16 protein-coding genes and 1 pseudogene are annotated in these 19,143 nt (G+C 58.6%); 7 read left to right on the top strand and 10 right to left on the bottom strand.

Translation table 11 applies throughout. The annotated features are described in order from the left end of the window. Nucleotides 1-253: 253 nt before the first annotated feature. Nucleotides 254-718, bottom strand: coding sequence for a DUF6471 domain-containing protein (locus NA29_RS26545; protein ID WP_052252515.1), 465 nt, complete (start codon nucleotides 716-718; stop codon nucleotides 254-256). A gap of 284 nt (nucleotides 719-1,002) precedes the next feature. Between NA29_RS26545 and NA29_RS04285 the strand changes: the two are divergent. Together NA29_RS04285 and NA29_RS04280 are read left to right on the top strand one after the other, a co-directional pair. Continuing rightward, a pseudogene (locus NA29_RS04285) lies at nucleotides 1,003-1,536 on the top strand (IS3 family transposase); the annotation flags it as partial. A gap of 551 nt (nucleotides 1,537-2,087) precedes the next feature. Next, nucleotides 2,088-2,411 (top strand): hypothetical protein, encoded by a 324-nt coding sequence (locus NA29_RS04280; RefSeq protein ID WP_039396045.1) that lies wholly within the window; start codon nucleotides 2,088-2,090, stop codon nucleotides 2,409-2,411. 314 nt (nucleotides 2,412-2,725) lie between these two features. On the opposite strand, the gene NA29_RS04275 is transcribed toward NA29_RS04280, so the two are convergent. Genes NA29_RS04275 through NA29_RS04265 form a run of 3 tightly spaced genes read right to left on the bottom strand, consistent with a single transcriptional unit; the run spans nucleotide 2,726 to nucleotide 6,583 of the window. Next, on the bottom strand, nucleotides 2,726-4,183 hold the full coding sequence (locus NA29_RS04275; protein ID WP_039396042.1) for an amidase: 1,458 nt from the start codon (nucleotides 4,181-4,183) through the stop codon (nucleotides 2,726-2,728). A gap of 58 nt (nucleotides 4,184-4,241) precedes the next feature. Then, nucleotides 4,242-5,468 (bottom strand): MFS transporter, encoded by a 1,227-nt coding sequence (locus NA29_RS04270; RefSeq protein ID WP_052252514.1) that lies wholly within the window; start codon nucleotides 5,466-5,468, stop codon nucleotides 4,242-4,244. An 11-nt stretch (nucleotides 5,469-5,479) separates the two neighbouring features. After that, nucleotides 5,480-6,583: a porin gene (locus NA29_RS04265; protein WP_039402329.1), complete on the bottom strand. Its 1,104-nt coding sequence runs from the start codon at nucleotides 6,581-6,583 to the stop codon at nucleotides 5,480-5,482. A gap of 230 nt (nucleotides 6,584-6,813) precedes the next feature. On the opposite strand from NA29_RS04265, the gene NA29_RS04260 reads away from it, so the two are divergent. Beyond that, entirely contained in the window at nucleotides 6,814-7,746 is a 933-nt protein-coding gene (locus tag NA29_RS04260; RefSeq protein ID WP_224786950.1) for a MurR/RpiR family transcriptional regulator, read from the top strand. Nucleotides 7,747-7,845: 99 nt separating this feature from the next. Here the strand turns inward: NA29_RS04260 and NA29_RS04255 are convergent, their stop codons facing one another. The 4 genes from NA29_RS04255 to NA29_RS04240 form a co-directional block, all read right to left on the bottom strand. After that, complete coding sequence (locus tag NA29_RS04255; protein ID WP_039396038.1) at nucleotides 7,846-8,979, bottom strand: amidohydrolase family protein; 1,134 nt, start codon at nucleotides 8,977-8,979, stop codon at nucleotides 7,846-7,848. An 18-nt stretch (nucleotides 8,980-8,997) separates the two neighbouring features. Further along, on the bottom strand, nucleotides 8,998-10,308 hold the full coding sequence (locus NA29_RS04250; protein WP_039396035.1) for a type I glutamate--ammonia ligase: 1,311 nt from the start codon (nucleotides 10,306-10,308) through the stop codon (nucleotides 8,998-9,000). An 85-nt stretch (nucleotides 10,309-10,393) separates the two neighbouring features. Beyond that, nucleotides 10,394-12,490, bottom strand: coding sequence for an oxidoreductase (locus NA29_RS04245; RefSeq protein ID WP_039396032.1), 2,097 nt, complete (start codon nucleotides 12,488-12,490; stop codon nucleotides 10,394-10,396). Next, entirely contained in the window at nucleotides 12,477-13,274 is a 798-nt protein-coding gene (locus NA29_RS04240) for an N-formylglutamate amidohydrolase (RefSeq protein ID WP_157744756.1), read from the bottom strand. The genes NA29_RS04245 and NA29_RS04240 overlap by 14 nt, the downstream gene beginning before the upstream one ends. A 352-nt stretch (nucleotides 13,275-13,626) precedes the next feature. Between NA29_RS04240 and NA29_RS04235 the strand changes: the two genes are divergently transcribed. The 3 genes from NA29_RS04235 to NA29_RS04225 are packed head-to-tail and all read left to right on the top strand — an operon-like array spanning nucleotide 13,627 to nucleotide 16,705. Further along, the gene (locus NA29_RS04235) at nucleotides 13,627-14,970 is read left to right on the top strand and encodes an APC family permease (RefSeq protein WP_039396029.1); all 1,344 of its coding nucleotides are present in this window, start codon (nucleotides 13,627-13,629) and stop codon (nucleotides 14,968-14,970) included. A gap of 39 nt (nucleotides 14,971-15,009) precedes the next feature. Continuing rightward, complete coding sequence (locus tag NA29_RS04230) at nucleotides 15,010-15,759, top strand: electron transfer flavoprotein subunit beta/FixA family protein (RefSeq protein WP_039396026.1); 750 nt, start codon at nucleotides 15,010-15,012, stop codon at nucleotides 15,757-15,759. Between the two features lie 13 nt (nucleotides 15,760-15,772). Further along, a complete protein-coding gene (locus NA29_RS04225; RefSeq protein WP_039396023.1) occupies nucleotides 15,773-16,705 on the top strand; it encodes an electron transfer flavoprotein subunit alpha/FixB family protein in 933 nt (310 codons plus the stop codon). An 11-nt stretch (nucleotides 16,706-16,716) separates the two neighbouring features. Here the strand turns inward: NA29_RS04225 and NA29_RS25650 are convergent, their stop codons facing one another. Together NA29_RS25650 and NA29_RS04220 are read right to left on the bottom strand one after the other, a co-directional pair. Then, nucleotides 16,717-16,887 carry a hypothetical protein gene (locus tag NA29_RS25650; RefSeq protein WP_157127343.1) on the bottom strand — a complete coding sequence of 57 codons (171 nt, stop codon included), beginning with the start codon at nucleotides 16,885-16,887 and terminating at the stop codon, nucleotides 16,717-16,719. Between the two features lie 389 nt (nucleotides 16,888-17,276). Continuing rightward, the gene (locus NA29_RS04220; RefSeq protein ID WP_072633195.1) at nucleotides 17,277-18,035 is read right to left on the bottom strand and encodes a hypothetical protein; all 759 of its coding nucleotides are present in this window, start codon (nucleotides 18,033-18,035) and stop codon (nucleotides 17,277-17,279) included. 311 nt (nucleotides 18,036-18,346) lie between these two features. Here NA29_RS04220 and NA29_RS04215 point away from each other — a divergent pair, with 311 nt between their 5' ends. Further along, a complete protein-coding gene (locus tag NA29_RS04215; RefSeq protein ID WP_039396018.1) occupies nucleotides 18,347-18,691 on the top strand; it encodes a hypothetical protein in 345 nt (114 codons plus the stop codon). Nucleotides 18,692-19,143 lie beyond the last annotated feature (452 nt).

Below are 19,143 nucleotides of genomic sequence, written 5' to 3'. Positions count from 1 at the left end.
AAATATGATGAAAAAACTGACCGCATACGCCGCAAGAGTGCCGCAAACTCCCCCCAACGCGCCCACATCAAAATCGCCAATCACACGACCACAACGCCGAAGTGTCGGCGGCCACGCAGGCACCGAACCCACTACTAAACCGTTCTCGCGATAGGATTTTGTTACTTGATATCGCGCAGCGACAACCTAGTACAGGTATGGCAAATGCCACACGTGTCGAGCGCAACCGAGCAATGCGTGAGTCGCGCTTGGATCAACGCCTCTCAAACACAATTGCGTTAGCACGCGCCGCCGCAACGATGTCGTCGCGGTCCAAATACAGCTCTATCGCGGGGACTGGCGCAAAAGCCGCGAGTTGAAGTAGCCACGTAAAAGGAAACGTTCCTCGCTCGAGCAATCCTTCGCGCACTAAGGCGAGGTCAGGCTGAGCCAAGGCCGCCTCGACGGCAGCAACAGGCAACGAGCTAGCACGTGCAACCGCACGGCGTTCCTCGATATAAATGCGACGACTCGACTCGCACCAATCAACACGCCGAGTCAGATGAGGAGCCCAACTCCGAGGGATTGCTGCACCACACGCGCAAAGGAGCTGCAGGAAGAAGGAACACTGAAATGACCCTCTTTGAATTTTTCCATTCAATCCGCGCAAAGACTCCTCGATGCCGAGCGACGCAAAGCCCTGAGCAACGTCATCGTAGGTCACCCCCTTGCGAACCATCACACCACGCGCGCAACGCGAAGCAAGCCTCGTCCAGTCGGTGTCAGTGTGACTCACTTGCACGCCTCCAGAACAACACGCGCACCGCCAAGCCTCTCTCGCACGAGCAGAAGCATGCAAATGCACGACATCGAAAAAATAGACGATGAAGCCCAAGTGACACCAGCCACTTGCGACTGATGCGAATTCACTTTGAAGCTTTTGACGTGGAGATTATGACGCTTATGCCGTTGCGCGCAACAGGCGAGCCGGCCATCTCAAGAAACATCAGCGAGGGAAGCAGTCGTCCAAGACCTCATGCGCCGGCAGCTCGCAACTCGGTATGGTGCTATGACTTCGTATTCGATGCCTGTGCAAACGGTGAGCAAGTTAAATGCCTGACGGTGGTCGACGAATACACGCGGGAGTGCCTGGCGATCGATGTGGCGGGATCTATTCGCTCAAGCCGAGTCATTGAAGTGCTGAGTCGGCTAATCAGCGTGCATGGCGAGCCCCGTTATCTTCGGTTGGACAATGGGCCGGAATTTGTCAGCACGGCGCTGTTGAAATGGGCGGTAAAGGAGCGGATCGAGACAGCGTTGATTGATCCGGGCAAGCCGTGGCAGAACGGAACCAGCGAGAGCTTCAACGGGAAATTCCGTGACGAATGTTTGGCGATGGAGTGGTTTCGCAACCGAATTGAAGCGAAGATCGCGATCGAAGACTGGCGGACGCACTACAACGAAGTACGTCCGCATTCGAGTTTGCAGTACTTAACCCCGACAGAATTTCGTCGGGCTATCGAATGTAGTTCGACCACCGGGGCCGTGATTCTCTAAACGCCAGTGGCACGAAAAAATCCGTCAGGTCAGCCCCAACTTCGAGGCCTTTTGTGAACCGTGGGTATTCCGGGACACCTTTGACGCGAAATCGAACACGCAACTGTCGCTTCCGCTTCGAGCAAACGAGACTAGAGTCGGGCGCACCCGCAGCCGCCACCAATGTAAGGCCAGATAACACAACATATCTTTCGAGGTAAGACTTAACAGGCATGGATGCTCCTTGCGTTGATTTGCCTACCCGTTGAAAACGGGGTTGCAAGTTGAGGCCGACCTAACTCGGTCGCTCCTCAGGGTGTTCCTCATGAGGCTATCGCGCCTCCCTAAGATTGCGCGGCACCGACGACGATTCGGAGTTACCACCCGACGCGCCAGCTAACACACGCACAAATGGGTATAGGAACGGTGGAAACCATCATTTCCATGACTCTTGCCCCCTCCCGCTCCAGAACGATCCGCAGTCTCAAGAAAAGCGCCTTGCGTTTCTTGTGGTGTTTTCTACCAGTGATTAGTGTGGCATTTGCCATACACAACAACAGGAGACTGTCGTCATGATCAGCAGAGCGCCGCCAGTAGAGGTCCAACCGATTACTCGCCTCGCTAGATGGCAAGTGTTTGAAGTCGACAGCGGAACCCACCATTTCGTGGGCTGGGTGAACGAGGATATGCGGGGAAGCGTGAGCTCCGCAATTCAAGAGTTTGATACCCAGAAGGGCGCGGGGCGCACTGCCTCTGGACGCATCTATCAACTCGCCGGTCCGTCAAGCTACGACGGCGACGCCTTGTACGTTTGGGACCAATGGCGACGACTGAATCATGTGGAATCGTTTCAGGACGTATCGACCGAGTACAACTTCGCAACTGATAACCACTAACCTCGGCAGATACGGTCGTCCAGTTCCCCGAACAGGGGGATTACAACGGCTATGGTGCGCCGTGAAATCTGAATATTGCGGACAGCGACGCACCCATCTGAACTGCAAGTGAAGACAAGTCGACGACAGGACAAGATCGCACCCGAGCCAGAGCTGACGCGCAGCCTCGACTAGGTCAAGGAAAAACTCAAGACGCCGCCCAATGCGAACTTGTTCACCACAAACCTCTTCGCGCCCAAAGCCTTTTATGAGTGAAGTGCGAAAGCGTAGCAAGATGGCCCGCCAGGCGTTGGCGGGCCATCGGCGTCACCAGCTTAATTGTGAGCAAACACTAAAGGGCGTTTGGCTGCCCACGGCATGGATTTCTCAAGCAGCGACGCAATTTGCAACAGCACGGCTTCATTGCCGACCTTCGCCGTAAGCTGCACACCGATCGGAAGTCCGTCTGCACTAATGCCAAGTGGCAACGAGATGGACGGCTGGCCCCCGACATTGAATGGGAAAAGGAATGCCGTGTCCTTGAGGAATGCGTCGTTGTAGGCCTGCCAATCGCCTACCGACATATCGAATGCGGAACCTATGGGGAACGGCAGTCGGCGCATGACGGGCGAAACGAAGACATCGAAGGCATCGAGCGAAGCGGCAATTGCCATGCCCCCGTGTCGCATGGCGTCGATGTCCCGGGCATGGCCGACGGCGTCGACGCGCTTGCCCATTTCAATGGCCGACCACGTATAGGGCTCAAGGGTCTCAGGCGTCGGAGCGACGCCCAGCAATTTCGTTGACTCTTCGAACTGAAGCGCGGCCTGCACGGCCAGAATACGGGTGTATGCCTGCCAGCAACCTTGAATATCGAATCGCATATCGTGCGGCTCGACGTGGTGGCCCAGCGTACCCAGTTCTGCCGCGACCGAATGCACGGCCCGGGCAATCTCCGGATCGACGGCACTTCCCTCGGGCGAGCGTACCGAGAAGCCGCAACGCAAGCGCGCCGGGGGTGTCTCCAAGACAGAAAGATATGAGGTTGCAGGCTTGGGCAACGCATAAGGCTCGCCCGGCGTGCCGCCCGACACCACGTCGAGGAACGCTGCCGTGTCGCGCGTGGTACGCGATAGACATAGGAATACGGCGCCGCCGTGCCAAAAATCCGCAGCCGGGGCAATAGAGGCGCGTCCTCGCGACGGCTTCAATCCGACGGTACCGCACATAGCTGCCGGCATCCGGATGGACCCGGCACCGTCGCTTCCCTCCGCCAACGGCACCATTCCGGAGGCAACCGCCGAGCCAGCACCGCCGCTCGATCCGCCTGCCGTGAGCGCCGTGTTCCATGGATTCCGTGTCGGACCGTTGAGTTTTGGCTCGGTCGTCAGCGACCATCCGTTCTCGGGCACGTTGGTAAACCCAAACGGAATCAACCCGGCGGTGCGCATGCGACGCACTGCCTCGTTATCCGACGCCGGGGCGGTACTGTGCAACCGGTAATAGCGGCTGCTGTTCGTCGATTGCAGACCCGAAGCGGTCGTCGCCAGATCCTTGAGGAGAAACGGCACACCGGCAAACACGCCCTCGCCGATCGGGGCTTGCGCCCGCTCGCGGGCGTCGTCATAGCAACGCTGACTTACGGCGTTAAGCGTCGGATTGAGTTCGTCCACGATCTGGATCGCGACTTCCATCAACTCGGCTGCGCTCACGTCGCCACGTTTGACCAGCGCAGCCAGTCCGAGGGCGTCGTGTTGCAGATACACGTCTTTCATCGAATTTTGCGTACTCATGTTTCCTACCTTCATCAAAATGCTATGCGTACGTCACGCAACGCGACGTACCGTCGAATCAACCGGGCATACGCATCGCTACAGGTTCGCGCGTGCGTTCGCGGCGAAAGCCGATCAGATGGGCCACTGCGGCAATGGCCGATAGTCCCATCGGGTACAACCAAAAGCTCTGCCAAGCCCCCAAATTCAGGGCAGCAGCACCGGCAGGCAAACTCGCGTTATAGATATGGCCGGCCACCTGTGCACCGACGAACATGCCCAGTCCGTAGGTGAAGAACATCACGAGTCCCTGTGCCTGTCCCTTGGCGGCAGGACCGGCAATCTTTTCGGTGTAGACGAAAGCCGTCACGAACAGGAAGTCGTAGCAGATGCCGTGAATGGCGATGCCGATAAAGACCAGCGTTAAGCTCGGAGGCAATGCACCGCTCGAATAGAGCGCATAGCGCGCCACCCATGCGCACATGGCCAGCAGAATCATCCACTTGTAACCGACATAGCGGATCAATACCGGAATCAGGGCAATGGCGACGAGGTCGCTCAGTTGTCCCGCCGTCATCACGGTACCGACGCGTTTAAACCCAACGGCATCGGCGAACGTTGCGGTATAGGCGTAGTAAAACGTGAGCGGAATCATGATGAGGAACATGCATCCCAGCAGTACGGCAAACTGACGATGCTTGAGCAAGCCAAGCCCCTGCGCGAATGTGTTGCCAGAATGCCCGTTGGCATTGTTCGCTGGGTCCTGAGGTAGGCGACGAGGCAACGTCAGGCTCAAAGCGCCTAGCACCAACGAAGCCACCGCTGCAATCGTGAACACCAACGTAGAATCCGACAGTCCGGCTTCTCCGATGAAGAAACCCGGAACGATCCATCCGACATTCGCAAACAATCTCAGGTACGGGAAATTCTCTGCTTGCCCGAGATGTGCAAACGCAATGTTGTTCGTCAACGACAGTGTCGGCATGAAACAGAGGTTATAGACGAACAGCGTCACGAGCAGGCCGGTACTGTTGCTGTGCTCGATGAACGATGGCACGGTGAAGAGCAGCAAGCCGCCAGCGATGTGCAGCACAGCGAGAAGCCGCTCGGCACTGAAGTACTTGTCGATCAGATAGCCCGCAATAAAAGGGGTAATCATCGACGCCATCGGGCCGAGCGAGTACAAATCCCCAATGTGAGCGCCCAAACCGTGTTTGCTCAACACGAGTCCAGCTGTCACAAACCACGCGCCCCATACGAAGAAGTTCAGGAACATGACCGCCGCGATACGAATGTAGATGCTCATGATTCTTCACCTCAGAACGTATGCTTCAGGCCGAGGCGAAACGCTGCCTGCGCCCGGGTAGACGACGCGCCGAAGCCTGTGATCTGCGCGACGCTCGCGCTGCCTGCAGCCAACTGGTAGACGGCCATCATGTAAATGTCTGTCCGTTTGGAAAGAAGGTAGTCGGCCATGAAGTTCACTTGGTGATACTTCGGCGAGTCGCCCGTAGCGTTGTCGTTGCCGAAGGTGTACGTGTATGAGCCAAGCAGATACCACTCAGGCCGGAGCTGATAGCCCAACGCCAATTCGACGTTCTTGAAGCTGGCGTTGTGACCGGAGGCACCGCCTACGAACACCGTGTTCGTGAAGCTGGTTATCAGCTTGGCCTTGCCGAATGCGTAACTTACCCCTGCGCCCGCGATGTTTTCGTATTCGGCGTTAGGCAAGTACTTGCCGTACACGGTGTTGGTATAGGTAGCGCTGTTCATGTAGAACCCGTCGAGTCCCGTGCCGGGCGACGCCGCTCGCAGAAATGCCGCGCCGAAGCCGAGAGGGCCGTTCGCATAGTTCACGCCGACGCTCCATACGCTGTTGCGATGGAAGTCGCCAACGACGTTCCCGAACGCATACAGCCCGCCGAACGACAGTCCGTTGTAATCGATGCTCCGATACTTCACCGAATTGCTCACGATGAAACCGTTGTCCGTGTTGTCCACGTCCTGCGGGTGCGAAAAATACCAACCAGCGTAGGCACCATTGGATGTATAGGGAGCGACGAAATCGACAATCGAGTCGTATTGCCGGCCGAACGTCAGGGTTCCCAACGTCTTGCTGGACAGCCCCATCTTTGCCTGCCGATTGAATGCCCTGCCCGACCCGTTGCCAGTGAATCCGTCGAAACCGTTCTCAAGCTGGAACACCGCCGACAGTCCCCCACCTAAGTCCTCACTGCCCTTGAAACCGTAGTTGCTTCCCACCGGAACGCCACTCACCGCTTTCCACACGCTTTTCCCGCCATCATTGCTTGCATACGTCAATCCACTGTCGATCAATCCGTATAACGTCACACTGCTTTGTGCTTCAGCGCCCAATGAAAAAAGCGCTCCCAATACCCCTACAACGGCCAATCGCTTCACGATCTTCTCCTGTCCTTGCGATGACGCCAGCACGTTTTCAAGATGTGCCGGTCGTGTGCTGCGCCGTGGGGTACGGTTTCCACAAAAATAAGTACAACTAATTTTTAACTACTTATTTTTTTAAAAAACTACGCCTTTTGTTCAGGGACGTGAGCGTTACACGTGGCATCGCGGACTTGCTACCATTCCTTGCACCGGAAAACGTCAATCAGCAATTGATGTGCTGACCCTTGATTCAAGCGTATGCTGAGGAAATAAATTTTTCATCGGGTGTTACACTTACTTATATGAAAAAAAATGACCAAACATTACTAGAGCGTATGCGTAGTGCCATGCAGACGCTCAGTCCCGCCGAACGACGTGTCGCGATGACGTTGATCGCGGACTTTCCAATCACTGGACTCAAGACAGTGGTGGAGATCGCCGCAGCCTCCGGCGTAAGTCCCGCGACCGTGTCGCGATTCGCCGAAACGCTCGGTTACGGAAACTTCGCCGAGTTCCAGCGAGGGCTTCACGCCGATGTCGTCGCTCGCTTTGCCTCGCCTGGGGCGCTTTTCGAGACGCTGCCCGATCAACTCTCCGAAGGAGAAGGCGCGGACGCGGCGCTCAAGCTGTTTACCCAACTCGTGACGGACACGATGAGCGCAACGGACCCCAGCGAGGTCGAAGCACTCGTCGACCAATTGGCTGACGCCAAGCGCACCATCTATTTCGTGGGAGGACGTCAGACCGGATCGCTGGCACTGTACTTCCGACAGCTCATACACAATCTGCGCGCAAAAACAGTGCATATCAGCGGCATCGATGGTGCCGCCGTAGACCTGCTAGCAGACCTCGATTCGCGCGCTACGCTCGTCGCCTTCGACTTCCGGCGCTATCAGCAGGACACGGCGGACTTCGTGGCGGCGGCGGCCGCACGCAAAGCGCAGATCGTACTCGTGACAGACCCTTACATGTCGCCAGCTGTAAAGAACGCGCATCAGGTGTTCGTGTGCCACACGCGCAGTGGCGTGCCGTTCGATTCGTTCGTCAGCGTACTGGCATTCATCGACTTCATATGCCAGCAACTGTTCATTCGCCTTGGACAAGATGCACATAACCGCATTACTCGATTGGAAGGTATTCGCGAAGCCGCTGGCGTGGAGCATCTGTTGAGAAAATAGACGCACTCGCTCGACCCCCACGCTTCATCGGGCGAGTGCATCAAACCATTGCCTCGCGCAGCTCACACGGTATTACTTATCTGCCTATGTGTGATGCGCTCATGCCCCAGTCAGCGGATAGATTCGCTGGGCGTTGCCAACGGAAATCGCCTCGGCAATGCGCTCGGCGTCTGCAAGCGTGCAAGCACCGTCCGCAATCCAGCTGTCGAGCACCCGCCCGAGCATGATTCGGAACTGCACAGCGCCCAGGTAATGCAATTCGGGTAACCCGAAGGCATCCGAACTGAACAACTGTTTGTAGAACGGTCCCATTTCCATCGCGTGACGCATCGCGCTCAACGCCGACGGTCCGAGGAAGTTCAGGATGGCGCCGACGTCGTAGTACACGTGCTGAAAGATCTCCGCGAGCCAACCCGCTTCCCGGATGAACGGGTAGTTGTGCAGAAGTGTGATGGGCACGCCCAACGGCTCGGTGGCTTTGAGAAAATCGGTGAAATGCGTCGGATCGCACGCATGCATGTAGACATCGGGGTCACCAAAGCCGACGTGCAGTTGCAGCGGGAAGCGCTTTTCGCGGCATACGTCGATTCCCATCCACAGGCCGAAGCGCAGCAGCACCGTGTCGCTCAGCCGCGGAGCCTCGTCACCGAGCGACGACAGCCAGCGCGATGCAGCCGCCTCCACTTCCTGAGGGCTAGGGCGGGTTTGGTCGATCTTGAACGTCGAGCGGTAAGCCACAACACTCTTGAGCCCGACCGCATTGACACAACGCGCACGAAGTTCGGCCTCGCAACGCTGTGCGAACGTCGCAGCGTCCCCACCTTCGCGTGCTACCCCCTCGATAACCGACTCGATGCGCACGACTTCACGCGCCGGCGCATTGGCCAACTCGGCGACACCGGCAACATCTGTCAGCCGCGCGGAGCGGTGACCGGTATCGACCAGATACATGCCGATTCCGGAGGCGCGTAACAGACGGCGTCCGACTTCCTCAACGCCCAACGCCTGACGACGCTCGACGTAGGCTTGCGGCGTAGCGAACGGTTCGAGATCGAGAACCGGTGCGCAGTGTCGACGAATGAGAAGTCCCAGCGGTTTGTCGAACTGCGACGCGCCCTCGGGCGGTGGCATGTAGCTCTCGGAGAGAAGTGCCTCGAATCCGGTGCGATCGAGCGGAGCGCGAATGGTCCCGTGGCAATGGTGGTCGATCAATGGGTGGTTGATATCAATCATGATGTCGTCTGCATGGGGTCAGTAAATATCGCGATAAATGTCGCAAACGGCTTCGGGCGTACGCCCGTCCATCGCGGCAATTTCATCGCGTTTGATCTTGATGTACGCGTCGAGCAGGGTCGGGGATAACCATTGCGCGGCCATCTCGTCTGCCTGGAGCGCGTCCAGCGCCTCGCCAAGCGTCGCGGGCAACGGCGTGATGCCCAACGACGCACGCTCGGCATCCGTCATATCTGCCGGATCACGATCGACGAGCGGCGGCGTGGCAAGCTTTCGACGGATGCCATCGAGCCCGGCGTAGGCGAGAATACCGATGAGCAGATAGGGGTTGCTCAATGCGTCGGGCGCACGGAATTCGAGATTGATGGCGCGTGCGCGATCCTTCTCGTTGTGAGATGCCGGGGGGCACACACGCACCGCCGCCTCGCGGTTTTGCACACCAAACGAGCTATATCCGCAACTCCAGTGATGCGGCCCCAGGCGTTGATACGACACTGGTGCCGGTGCCGCGATGGCGCAGATGGCGTTGACGTGCGCCATGATCCCAGCCACAAACGCACCGGCCTTCTCCGAAATGAGTGACGGCGAATGCGCTTCGTACAGCACCGGATGGCCATCGGCATCGACAAAGCTGAAATGCACATGCTGGCCGTTCCCCACAGCGTCTGGCGCGGGTTTGGGCGAGAACGTGAGTTTGATGTTCTGACGCCGAGCCACTTCGCGCAGGACTTCACGAACCAGCACGGCACGATCAGCGCCACTCACGCCCGGCGCTGGGCCACAAGCGATTTCCAACTGCCCCTTCCCAAATTCCGGCTCGACGGTCTGCGGATCCAGATTCGCAGTGCGCAGTGCGACTACCGCCGCATCGAAAAACTTCGCAGAGGCGCGAAACGCGTCGACGGTATAGACCGGACGTGAGGCGATCTCCGGTTCACCCAGTCTTGTGAACTCGAATTCGAATGCACTCAACATCGTCCATCCGGTCTCTGCGCGCAACGCCGAGAGGGCAGCCTCGCAGAACGCGCGTGCGCAGCAATCCCAGGGGGTGCCGTCCTTGGTGATCGACTGCGTCAATACCATGTTGAAAGAGGGCCATCCGTCGCTTGCCGGTATCTGAGCGCCTGCGCCCACCGGCACTTGACGCACCTCGTCCATCGGTCCCCAGGGATTTTCCGCCACGGTGCCAAACGGCAGAATTGCCTGCCCGGCCGACGGCCAACCCACGCCATTGCGCTTGACGGCGCTCAGGTCGTCTTGCAGAACCGCTCTGCACCGTGCGAGGCCGTTCAGGTCGCACCACGTCAACATTGCCAAATCGCTATTCATTTCTCTCTCCGTACTGCTTTTCGCACGTGTCCGGGCACCGAACTGGCGCCTTCCGGCACATCTTGTTGATCTATGCCATTGCCATTCACTGGCGATCTGTCGAGGGGCGAACAGGAAACGGGAATTCGCCGAGCGCCGGAATCTCGCGACGGAACATCAACGTCTGCGGTGCCATCCCAAGCTCTCTTGCGGCGCGATGCCCCGAATAGACCGCTGCCGCGATGGTCCCCGGCGCAAGCCCGTCGCCGATCAGATGCAGCGACGTTCCGGACGCATCGCCTGTTTGCTGACTTTGTGCCTCAAGTGCGTCATACAGGCTCCGTTGCGGCGCGCGGGATGTCACCAACAGCAGCGATGCCGCCGGGACGTCGTGCGTGCGTCCTGTGTATTCGCAGGCCAGCGTCACGTGATCGTCGCCCACACCAGTGATTGAATGCGAAGCCACGATGCGCACGTCAAGTTCGATGAGGCGTCGTTGGATGCGAGATTGCTCCAATGTGTTATGCGTCCACGTCGCGACATCGGCGGCCGGTGTGACGAAAATCACCTCCACGCCGCGCGAGCGCAGCAGTTCGGCCATCACGCTGCCCATGTAGTAGTGATCGTCGTCGAACAGCACGACCGGTGAGGGGATGGTGCCGCCGGCCATGACGTCGTCAGGCGTAATCACTGGCAAGGCTGTCTGCGCAAGTGGGGAGCGCAGGGCTCGGCCGAGCCCGTCGCGGCGCCAGTGCGACCCGGTTGCCACAAAAACGTGGTCGGCGTCGAATTCGCGCACGTCGTCCGCCCCCACGGGACTTTCCTGATAGATCTCGACGTTTGGCAGGCGGCGCAATGCTTCCAAGCGGTAGTCGATGACCCGGATCCAGGCGGAGAGCCCCGGCAGACGCGCTTCGCGTGTCACTCGCCCCCCAAGGTCGCGGGCGGCGTCGACCAGCGCCACGTCATATCCCCGTTCGGCGAGCACGCGGGCGCACTCCAGGCCCGCAGGGCCACCGCCGACGACCAAGGTTCTTGCGGGTTCGCTGATACGCGGTACTCGCTCAGGATGCCACCCACGACGCCACTCCTCGCCCATCGTCGGATTCTGCGTGCACCGCACCGGTGTCATCGTGTGGTCGCTGCTCACACAGATGTTGCAACCGATGCACTCGCGAATCTCGTCCGTGCGTCCGCTGTCGATTTTCTCGGGCAGAAATGGGTCGGCGATGGAGGGGCGCGCTGCGCCAATGAGGTCCATCACGCCGCGACGAACTTGCGAGACCATGGCGTCCGGCGACGTGAAGCGCCCGACGCCAACTACCGGCTTTGTCGTCAACGCCTTGAGTCCCAACAGGAATTGCTCCTGAAAGCCTTCTTCCGAAAAGCGCGACGTCATGCTGTCGTTGGACCAGTCGGCCACGTTGACGTCCCACAGATCGGGGAGTTCGGCAAGCGTGGCAAAAATCTCCCCGCCGTCGCCTTGACGCTCCAGCCCTTCGCGTCCCATACGCTCGTCTATCGCAAGCCGGACGGCAACGGCACATCGATCTCCCACAGCGTCTTTCGTGTCTTCGATCAACTCGCGCAACAAGCGCAGCCGATTCTCAACCGCGCCGCCGTACTCGTCCTGACGACGGTTATTGCGTGGCGTCAGAAAATGGAAAGGCAGCCCGAGATCGTGTCCGGCGTAGACGTAGATAATGTCGAACCCTGCGTCACGCGCACGCAATGCGGCCGCCCGGTGCAACTGCCGAAGTTGCCGGATATCCGCAAGCGTCATGGCACGCGCCTGAATCGGGTCGTAGCCGCGCACCGGTGTGTCCGACGGCGCCCACGGAATTTCACGACTGAATCGGTTCGGTGCCGAATAGCCATTGAACGCCAGTTCGATACCAGCCAGAGAGCCGTGGGCATGCACCGCCTGCGCCATCCGCGCGAGAGCAGGAATATCCCGGTCGTCCCACAATCTGGCTTCGATGTAAGGCGAAAACTCGCTCAAGGGACTGATTTCGCATTCTTCAGTGCAGACGACGCCCCATCCCCCCTCAGCCTTGACCGCTCGCATGCCTGCCATGGCCGAGGGATGGACGTGTCCCATGCCGTTGCAGTGCGGCACCTGATAGAAGCGATTGCGTGTCTTGACAGGGCCGATCTGCACCGGCTCGAAAAGAATGTCAAAGCGTGGATCACGAGCGCGCATCGTCGTGTTCTCCTTTCGCTGTGGCGGGCGCAGCGCGTGTCAGCAGGCTGGCTTGCGGCAACAACGCCGTCAGGTTCTGGTCGGCGCGTTGCCAATGTCGCCCGTAATCGCGACGACACTCAAGCAGTGCATCGACGAGCATGTCAGCCCAGTAAATGGCACCTACCGCATCGGCGATCAGGTCCTGCCGAAACTCGACCTGAAGGTGCGCCAGGCCGCGCCGGATGGCGTGCTCCGGCGTGGTGAAATCGATGCCAATGTCGAGCGCGTACGGTTGGTTATCTCCCGTACAAATATCCGGACGTGCCTGTAAGCGCTCGATGACCGGCCTGGCAACGCGCTCGTCGCCCGACCAGCTAATGCCAATTTCCCACGGACGATGTTGCCCCTGCCAGTAGGGTGTACACGAGTGCAGCGAGAGAAACACTGGGGTGCCACCGCGTGCCACGACCTGCGCGAGCTCCGTTGCCACCGTATGTTGATACGGCACAAGAATTTCATTGATGCGTTGCTCGCGGTCTCGTGCCGTCAGCCCGCGATTGCCCGGCACAGCAATCCCACCCGAGGTTTCTGGAATGGACGCAGGGTCCTCGGGGTAGCGATTGCAGTCGATGACTAGCCTGGAGAAGCCTGCCTCGACCAACGTTGCGTCGAGACGCTCGGCCACCCGGCGCGCGACTTGCTGCATACCGATATCCCAGCCGATATGCGATTCGATGTCCTGTGCGCGCAGCCCCAGACCGCCGAGCGTGCGAGGGACAACCTTCGACGCATGATCGGACACGATGAACCAGTCGGCACTGACACCGCGGACAATTTGTGCGGGGGCTGGATCCAACGTGCCCAAGAGGCGGGACGACGTCGACGATGGTGATTCCATGAGCGAGCTCACGCAGCACCGCCTTGATTGGGCCGCTGGGGGATGTGGGCGTGAATAATTATTTTCATAAAATCACAAAAAATACAAAATGAAAAACGATGATCAAATGCTAGCACTTTCCTCGAAAGGAAAAATAAATTTCTTTTCTAAGTGTTTACTACTATTTGTACTAAAATTTTCATTCAAGTAGTCTCTACTCCCGCACCCTGAAGTGCGGTTCGTCGGCACAGACCGAGTATTGAGGAGAGGTGACCCTATGGAAGTCGAGTCGTTTGGATATGCGCAGGAACTCAAGCGGTCCCTGGGGTTTCGGGATCTGATCGTCTATGGGATGTTATGGATGATCCCGGTCTCGCCCTTCGGGATTTATGGATTCGTGGCCGATGCTTCGCACGGGATGGTCGCGCTCGCCTACTTGCTGGGTGTGCTCGCCATGTCGCTGACGGCACTCAGCTATCAGTCGATGTCGGCCGTCTTTCCGCTGGCAGGCTCGGTCTATACCTATGCCCAGCGCGGGATAGGCCCGACAGTAGGATTTATGGCCGGCTGGTTGATCCTGCTCGACTACATCCTGATTCCGTCCTTGCTCTACATTGGTAGCGCGGCCGCGTTAGCGCCGATGTTCCCTGAGCTGCCGCGCTGGATCTGGATTCTGCTGTTCACTTGCGTAGGCACCGGCATCAACCTACTCGGGGTGGAGTTCACGGCGCGCGCGAGCAAGTGGCTTCTGGCGTTTCAGTTGGTGGTGTTGACCGTGTTTTGCGCGGCTGGGCTGCACGCGCTGTATGGCGGTCATGTCGGTTCGGGAAAACTGACGATGAACCCCTGGTATCAGCCAGCGGCGTTCAGCCTGTCCTCGATGTTCTCGGCAGTCTCCGTCGCGGCGGTTTCATTTCTTGGCTTCGATGCCATCTCGACGATGTCCGAAGAGGTTCGCGGCGGCGACAGGCGCATCGTCGGACGAGCAACGATTGCATCGCTATTCGTTGTAGGCGCGCTGTTCATACTGCAAACGTGGATTGCCGCCGACCTTGGTGCGGGGCGGCAGACTGGGACGCCGGAGACGGCGTTCTACGAGATTGCGGGACTTGCCGGCGGCCATTGGCTTTTTGTGCTGACGTCGATCACAACAGTGCTGGCGTGGGGCATCGCGAACTCTTTGGTATCGACAGCATCCATTGCGCGCATTCTGTTTTCGATGGCGCGTGACAGGCAATTGCCCGCCGCGCTGGCGCGCGTCTCTCATGTCCGACGCGAGCCTTACGTGAGCATCTTGCTGGTGGCGGTGGTGTCGATATGCGTGTCGCTCGCTTTCATGGACAAGCTCGATCAGATCACCAGCTTCGTAAATTTCGGCGCATTGACCGGTTTCCTGGTGCTTCATGTCGCCGTCATCAACCATTTTGTGCGGCGCAAACGCTCGCGAGAGTGGGGGCGCCATCTTCTGGTACCCCTAGCTGGCTTCGTTGCCGTGGGCGCTGCGCTTTACGCGATGGGGCGCGACACGTGGACGCTCGGTCTATGTTGGCTTGCCGCTGGTGTCGCGTACTACTCAGTCCTCACTCGCGTGTTGCGACGCCGCGTGCAGATAGACGTCTGAAGGCCGGAGTTCTGTTCTTGTTGGTTTGGAGGTAGTGAGATGAAGGTGCTTGTCCCCGTCAAACGGGTAGTGGATTACAACGTAAAGGTTCGCGTGAAGAGCGACGGCAGTGGCGTCGACATTGCGAACGTGAAGATGTCGATGAATCCGTTCGACGAAATCGCAGTGGAAGAGGCGGTGCGTCTGAAGGAAGCGGGCGTGGCGACGGAAGTGATCGCGGTGTCGGCGGGCGTGGCCCAGTCGCAGGAGACGCTGCGCACGGCGCTGGCGATCGGTGCGGATCGCGCGATCCTGATCGAGTCTGACGAAGAGTTGCAGCCGCTGGCTGTGGCCAAGCTGCTCAAGGCGCTGGTGGACAAGGAGCAACCGCAACTGGTGATCCTCGGCAAGCAAGCGATCGACGACGATTCCAACCAAACGGGTCAGATGCTCGCGGCACTCGCCAAGTTGCCGCAGGCGACGTTCGCCTCGAAGGTGTCGGTGGCGGATAACCGTGCACAAGTGACGCGCGAAGTGGACGGGGGTCTTGAGACCGTGTCGCTGTCGCTGCCGGCGGTGATCACGACGGACCTGCGCCTGAACGAGCCGCGTTACGTGACGCTGCCCAACATCATGAAGGCGAAGAAGAAGCCGCTGGAGACCGTGAAGCCTGCGGATCTGGGCGTGGACGTGAGCCCGCGTCTGAAGACGCTGAAGGTGGCGGAGCCGCCCAAGCGCAGCGCAGGGGTGAAGGTGGCGGACGTAGCAGCGCTCGTCGACAAGCTCAAGACCGAAGCCAAGGTTATCTAAGGGAGACGACGAGATGAGCATTCTGGTCATTGCAGAACACGACAACAACGCGATCAAATCGGCCACCCTCAATACGGTGACGGCAGCGCTGCAATGCGGCGACGACGTGCACGTGCTGGTCGCAGGCAGCAACGCGAAGGCAGCGGCTGACGCGGCTGCGCAGATCGCTGGCGTGAAGAAGGTGCTGCTCGCCGACGCGGCGTACTTCGGCGACGGTCTGGCTGAGAACATCGCCGACGAAGTGGTGTCGATTGCGGGCAACTACTCGCACATCCTGGCCCCGGCCACGGCGTACGGCAAGAACATCGCCCCGCGCGTCGCGGCGTTGCTCGACGTGGCGCAGATCTCGGACATCACGAAGGTCGACAGCGCGGACACGTTCGAGCGCCCGATCTACGCAGGTAATGCGATTGCGACGGTGCAAAGCGCCGATAAGGTGAAGGTGATCACGGTGCGCTCGACGGGCTTCGATGCCGCCCCCGCGTTCGGAGGCACCGCCTCTATCGAATCAGTTCTGGCGGCTCCAGATTCGGGGCTCGCGTATTTCGTGGGTCGCGAAGTCACGAAGCTGGACCGTCCAGAACTGACCTCGGCGAAGATCATCGTTTCGGGTGGTCGCGGGCTGGGTAGCGGCGAGAACTATACGAAGGTGCTGGGGCCGCTGGCGGACAAGCTGGGTGCCGCGCTGGGCGCATCGCGCGCAGCGGTCGATGCCGGTTACGTGCCGAACGACTATCAGGTCGGTCAGACGGGCAAGATCGTCGCCCCCCAACTGTATGTGGCCGTCGGTATCTCGGGTGCGATTAAGCATTTGGCCGGGATGAAGGATTCGAAGGTGATCGTGGCGATCAACAAGGATCCGGAAGCGCCGATCTTCTCGGTGGCTGACTACGGTCTGGTGGGCGATCTATTTGATGTGATACCGGAGTTGGTTGCATCGTGCTAAAGCACTTGCGCTTAACGAGCTTCAACTGAACCTCGCCCGATGAGCCTGGTCGCGGACTCATCGGTAGTGATGCGGCTGCGGGTCTTCATGATCTCGAACTGCAGCGACTGGATGTCTCCGATGGCGCTCATCGTGGCGGTCACATGGCGCACCCAGGGCTGAAACGCGAAAAGCTCAGCCATGCGGTGCCGGTGTTCCGCCACGTGGTCTTAATGATCGGGGGGGCTGGCGCCTGCAACCTACGCCCGCCAACTGATGGCGAACGCTGCTAAATTAACCTCGGGCTCCAAAGCCGAGCGCTACTGAAAACGGGGGGACGCCGGGATTACAACAGCTATGGTGCCCCGTGAAATCTGAATATTGCGGACGGCGACCGGGGCAATCTGACTTGGCCTGAGTTCGTGGGCACTCCACACACTGCTATCCAATCACGCATCAGCGTAGTCGGCAGAAACCATGAGGACTATTTTCTTGGCGAAAATTCCAGCATCCGTGCGCCAAGCGTGCACCGATTGGTGGGATCTTTCTTGATCTGATTAGTTACAGGTTTCTGGTTCGTGGATTCCAAAACTCAAAGGCCTTGAGTTGTCAGGGAACTTCCGCTGAACAGCCGGTCATTTGTTTTCTTCTGCGAGGTCGGCAACGAACTTGTTACAAGTAGATCGTGCCCACTCGACTTCCCCCCCGGAGCAAATAACTGAGCGATGATGTACTTGCCCTTGATCAAAATAGCACTCGTGCACATTGCGTTGACCACCGATCGTCGCCTGCTATCCACCGTAACCGTTACGGGAGTTAGTACCGTGTCAGTGAATGCTACGTTGTCGTCGCGATCAATGCCAATTGGGACCGGGGTATCGAATTTGATGTTTTCGAGGTCGCGCCCCGGCGCAAGCGCCGCATTCAGTGGTGCACGTCGTTCAAGCGCCTGATTGTTCGACAAAGCGGCGATGTGCTCCTGGTTTTTGAAGTTGTCGCGGCTATAGGCAGTGTAGGTGCGAAACTCACGGATTGTCATGTAATCCGATATGACAGCTCTCGGTACCTTGACGATGAGGTATCGCTTTAGCGGTCCGGATTGCGCTTGAAAGCTGAGAAGTTTCGCGTCGGAGCCGATCACCAGGTCAGCGATCCGACGGCCGCTGGGGTCGTCAGTGTAGTTTTCGAAATCCGAGATACCAGGAATGGAGATTTGCTCAATGCCGACAGACACCTTGTTGCCGTTCGCTTGAACTGCAGTTGATATTCCTACTGCAAGGGCCGCGATGATCATCAAGAGAGACTTCTTGCGGAGTTTGCGTGCGGACAGTGGGGTAGCGTTGTCATTCATGGTGTTTTTCTTTCTCCGGACTTTTCGCTCATCTCACCTAACGGCCGATTTCGAGAATTCTGAAGGTCTGCTCAGGGTCGGAAGTTACCTTTGATGGCACGCAAAATCGAAGGGCCGGTGTGGGTCGAAAACAGCCTTGCATAAATGGCCGAGGTCGGCCACAACCGGCCGTTCGACGCAGTTATCAAGTTCGCTGACAATTTTTCAGAGTAGTGCCTCGCGGCAGGTCTGCAACTGCGCACGCCGTACTACGCCGCGTTCGATTCAGTTTGTTATTTATGGGCTTGCCGTAGCGAAAGAGCCCCGGATTCTTGCAGCGAATCATCGACGAAGCCACGATCAATAATGCCGCAAGGGAAACCGAGATGCGTGTGATGAGCGACGCCGACGCGTTTAATGCCGAATTAGATCGGTCGCTAGAAGACGGAGGGAAGGTTGATCGCGATACCTATATGCGGTTTATTGGCGCATATCATTACGACGCTGCATCGACGGCAGATTGGTTGCGATCGAAACTTCGAATTCTCCAGCAGCGACTTGGCCGCGGAGAGTCGATTTACGTCTGGAATACCTCGACAAGTGGTCAGATCGAGTGCACTACGTTGCAGGGATTGGACGATTGGGTAAGCGAGCATTTCCCCTCTATCCAACTGTAGAGTACGAGACCCGCTAGTCTGAGGTTGGTGGTCTTACCGCCTTGCACGTTGCCGCTCGTTCTGTGCGGGGAGTGGATGCCCGCTTTCGGCAAATCTGACGGTCCAAAACCGCCGTTCGTTATCATCGGCGTAACCGACTTTATTTCTCAGCACTGCGCAGATCACTCCCCGCAGCGTGACCGTAGCCGTTCGAACAAGGGATGGCCATTCCACTGTTTTCAAGTAGTCACTACGCGCCTTGGTAACCGCTTTTATTTCTAATTTCAGAGGAGCATCAATGGGAATAGCGCGGTTGCCGGAGATGAAAACGGTAACCGCGCAGGCGAGTCGGAGGGGTCTCGTCAGCTACGCCGTTGAAGGCGGGGCGCAAGTACTCGGCGCCGCGATGACTGCGTCTGCACTGGTGCTCAACAAACTGTATCTGCGGCGACGCTCGCGACGAATGGCAGTAT

Source organism: Pandoraea sputorum (assembly GCF_000814845.2).
Taxonomy (GTDB): domain Bacteria; phylum Pseudomonadota; class Gammaproteobacteria; order Burkholderiales; family Burkholderiaceae; genus Pandoraea; species Pandoraea sputorum.
Note: the sequence above shows the minus strand (reverse complement) of the source record. Positions and strands in the feature narration are given on the sequence as shown.